Source organism: Paramuribaculum intestinale, assembly GCF_003024925.1.
GTDB lineage: Bacteria > Bacteroidota > Bacteroidia > Bacteroidales > Muribaculaceae > Paramuribaculum > Paramuribaculum intestinale.
The window spans coordinates 1-3,093 of sequence record NZ_PUED01000236.1; the positions used below are offsets into that span (position 1 = coordinate 1).

5 protein-coding genes are annotated in these 3,093 nt (G+C 44.9%); all 5 read left to right on the forward strand.

Annotated features, from left to right (window positions below):
* Nucleotides 1–93: 93 nt before the first annotated feature.
* On the forward strand, nt 94–276 hold the full coding sequence (locus C5O24_RS12080; protein WP_237613043.1) for a helix-turn-helix transcriptional regulator: 183 nt from the start codon (nt 94–96) through the stop codon (nt 274–276).
* Between the two features lie 13 nt (nt 277–289).
* Nucleotides 290–619, forward strand: a complete 330-nt coding sequence (locus tag C5O24_RS12085) for a HipA N-terminal domain-containing protein (RefSeq protein ID WP_107036506.1) — start codon at nt 290–292, stop codon at nt 617–619.
* Nucleotides 612–1,616, forward strand: coding sequence for a HipA domain-containing protein (locus C5O24_RS12090; RefSeq protein ID WP_107036507.1), 1,005 nt, complete (start codon nt 612–614; stop codon nt 1,614–1,616). Before C5O24_RS12085 ends, C5O24_RS12090 begins: the two co-directional genes overlap by 8 nt.
* Nucleotides 1,617–1,672: 56 nt before the next feature.
* Nucleotides 1,673–2,191, forward strand: a complete 519-nt coding sequence (locus tag C5O24_RS12095) for a DUF6155 family protein (protein WP_107036508.1) — start codon at nt 1,673–1,675, stop codon at nt 2,189–2,191.
* Between the two features lie 400 nt (nt 2,192–2,591).
* Nucleotides 2,592–2,756: a hypothetical protein gene (locus C5O24_RS14125; protein WP_161553902.1), complete on the forward strand. Its 165-nt coding sequence runs from the start codon at nt 2,592–2,594 to the stop codon at nt 2,754–2,756.
* Nucleotides 2,757–3,093 lie beyond the last annotated feature (337 nt).

Sequence of the window (3,093 nt, forward strand, 5' to 3'; positions counted from 1 at the left end):
ATATTATTCCATACTTTTATTTGGTTACTTATGGTTTTATGATTATCTTTGCAGAAAAGTATAGTATATTAGACTATGGAGCTGAAAGATTTGATGAAGGAGAGGCGCGAGGTGCTTTCGCTGACTCAGCAAGATCTGGCTGAGATGGCGCAGGTCGGTGTGGCCACTGTCAAGGATATAGAGCGTGGTCAAGGGAATCCGTCGCTAAGCACCATCAAGAAAATTCTGGATGTGCTTGGCATCGAGATTGAGTACAGGGTGCGTAAAACCATTTAATTCGGATTGAGGTATGAGAACTTTAGATGTTTATTATAATGAGACCAAGGCCGGAGTGCTGACGGAATTAAATCCGGGAGCCGATTATACGTTCAAGTATGAGCTGGAATATCTTTCTTCGGACTTGCCTCCAATTTCGGCAACCTTACCAAAGCAAGAGGGTGCTTTTGAATCTGATTCGCTATTTCCCTTTTTCTCCAATATGATTCCGGAAGGAGCAAACCGAGGAGTGATTTGCCGGACGCTCCGAATTGACGAGAAGGATTTTTTCGGGATTCTGTCGGCTATGGCTGACACGGATTTCATTGGTGCTATTAATATTAGAACTTCAAGACATGATTGATATAAAGAATTGCCCATCCTCTCTTCAAGAGGGATTTGATACATACAGTCCAAAGGCCTCCAAGCTGTTGTTTGGTGCCAACAGAATTTCTCCGATGCTGAATTTCAACATTGATGAATTCCGTAATGTCGGTGAGATTGTCGAGGCGATGCACCGAATATCCGTGTCCGGTGTGCAAGAAAAGTTTCCGGCTATAATTGAGAATGGGAAGATTCGCATTGCACAGGATGGAGAACGCTCCACCCATATTCTGAAACCGGCTCCGTGGGATAAGACTTTGCGCGAGCGCAAACAGATTCCGGCAAACGAGCATCTGACCATGCAGATTGCCTCGCAGGTCTACGGGATTATGACGGCAAGTAACGGTTTATGTTTCACACCCGATGGTCAAGCTGTATACATCACACGACGATTCGACATTTTGCCCGATGACAATAAAACACCAATGGAAGATTTCGCTTCGTTGGTAGGTAAGAATGAGCAGGTGATCGGAACACAGTTCAAATACAATGGCAGTTATGAGGATATTGCAAAGGCAATCCGTAGCAATGTCGCCGCATGGATGGTAGATATGGAGCGGTTTTTCACGCTTGTCGTGTTCAACTACATCTACGCCAATGGTGACGCGCATTTTAAAAACTTCTCGTTGATTCTTGATGGGCAGGATTACAGACTTGCTCCGGCGTATGACCTTTTGAACACGAGCCTACATGTAGATGGCGATGACCTCGGTCTTGACGGCGGCCTGTCGCCCGATATTGAGAAGAGCGATGTTTATGACCGCACCGGCCATCCTTGCAGACTCGACTTCGAGAGATTCGCGGCTAAAATCGGATTGGTCAGCAAACGAGCCAACAAAATCCTTGACCGCTCTATGACTCTCCCCGATGATGCCAGACAACTGATTGACCGTAGCTACCTCTCCGAAAAGATGAAGCGCAACTACATCCGCATCGTCAACGAACGCATCAGCCGCTTCACCCGCATCTCCGAGTAACATCGTCGGCAAAGTAACATCCCCCAATAGTGACTTGTTATAACCATTAAAACACTATGTCAAAAGCAAAACTGAAGAAACATCTACTGTCGCTCACAAAAGAACAGGTAGTCGATATAATGCTTGAACTGTATGGTGCAAGCAAGGAGGCCAATGCATGGTTGGAATTCTATCTTGAACCGAACAGCGATGCAGAGTTGGAGAAATATAAAAAAGCCATCCGTAGCCAATTCTACGGACGGAATGATTATCCGAAGGATCCGAGTTTCAGAGAATGCAACAAACTCATCACCGCTTTCAAGAAACTTGTTCCCGACCCTCATGCCATAGCCGACCTCATGCTATACTATGTAGAACAGGGGTGCAGCCTTACCGCTCAATTCGGAGATTACGAAGAACCATTCTACACCGCATTGGAAAACAATTTCAACAAGGCAGTCAAATTCATAGTGCAAAATGGTCTATTGACCGAATTTGCGCCAAGAATAAAGAGGATGATAGAGTCGGTAGAATGTTGTGGCTATGGATTTCCCGATACTCTTTGGGATATGTATTACGAATACGCCAACGAATAAAGCTACATTTAATGGAAAAGTATGTCAATATGAGAAGCCCTTTCACTGGAGGGAAAGTTAAGGAAGTATGCACGATGGAAGATGTGGAATTCCGGGGTGAGAATTTTCGTGTTCACGTCCGCTACTTCGTCTGCGAAGATACAGGCGAACAATTCACGACCACAGAGCAGGACACATTGCAATTCAACGACCTATATTCTCAGTATCGCATCCGCCATGGCATACCCTTTACCGAAGAGATCAAGGGACACAAACCATTGAATCACGCCAAATGCGGGAGCGTAGGGGGTAAGATTACGCCATAATGTCGCGATTACTCTCGTATTTTTATTAACTTTGTCGCGATAAACAATTCCTTTTCGCGGTCAAGACATTTTTCTAATAAGCCAAGTCTCCCTGCATGAAAATAACAAAAGAAGAATATGAGGCGGCACTCAGCCGAATTGTCGAACTGCTGCCATTGGTGACAGAAGACACTCCTGATGATGCCCCCAACTTGATTGAATTGTTGAAGGTCTCAAATATCGTTGAGGAGTACGAAGACGTCCATTACCCTATCCCGTAGATACAACAATCATATGATTAACAGCGTTAAAGATAGCAAATCAGTTGGCTGTCTGCTGAAATTTTATTAACTTCGCATAAGGTCAACGACCGCATGTCCGGAATAGGTGCCGCGCATGTTTTCGAGTCCGCAGACCGACAGCAGAAACACCCCGCTGGAGCCACTTGTACGGCTCTTGTACGGTTTAGACTCGTACATCATTGTAAATAAATGCTTTAACTGTTTCTGCATCGGCAAATGACCGGCAATTAAAGATAGGCAACTATAAGTATAGATAAGTATTAAGGCGTTCAGTTTGAGCGCCTTTTCTTGTGTCCGGCTGTCTGCAGTTTAATCG

What these genes read in the sequence shown, in the direction of transcription:
- C5O24_RS12090 (WP_107036507.1), top strand. Translation starts at nt 612, where the DNA reads ATGATTGATATAAAGAATTGCCCATCCTCTCTTCAAGAGGGATTTGAT.
- C5O24_RS14125 (WP_161553902.1), top strand. Translation starts at nt 2,592, where the DNA reads ATGAAAATAACAAAAGAAGAATATGAGGCGGCACTCAGCCGAATTGTC.
- C5O24_RS12095 (WP_107036508.1), top strand. Translation starts at nt 1,673, where the DNA reads ATGTCAAAAGCAAAACTGAAGAAACATCTACTGTCGCTCACAAAAGAA.
- C5O24_RS12085 (WP_107036506.1), top strand. Translation starts at nt 290, where the DNA reads ATGAGAACTTTAGATGTTTATTATAATGAGACCAAGGCCGGAGTGCTG.
- C5O24_RS12080 (WP_237613043.1), top strand. Translation starts at nt 94, where the DNA reads ATGAAGGAGAGGCGCGAGGTGCTTTCGCTGACTCAGCAAGATCTGGCT.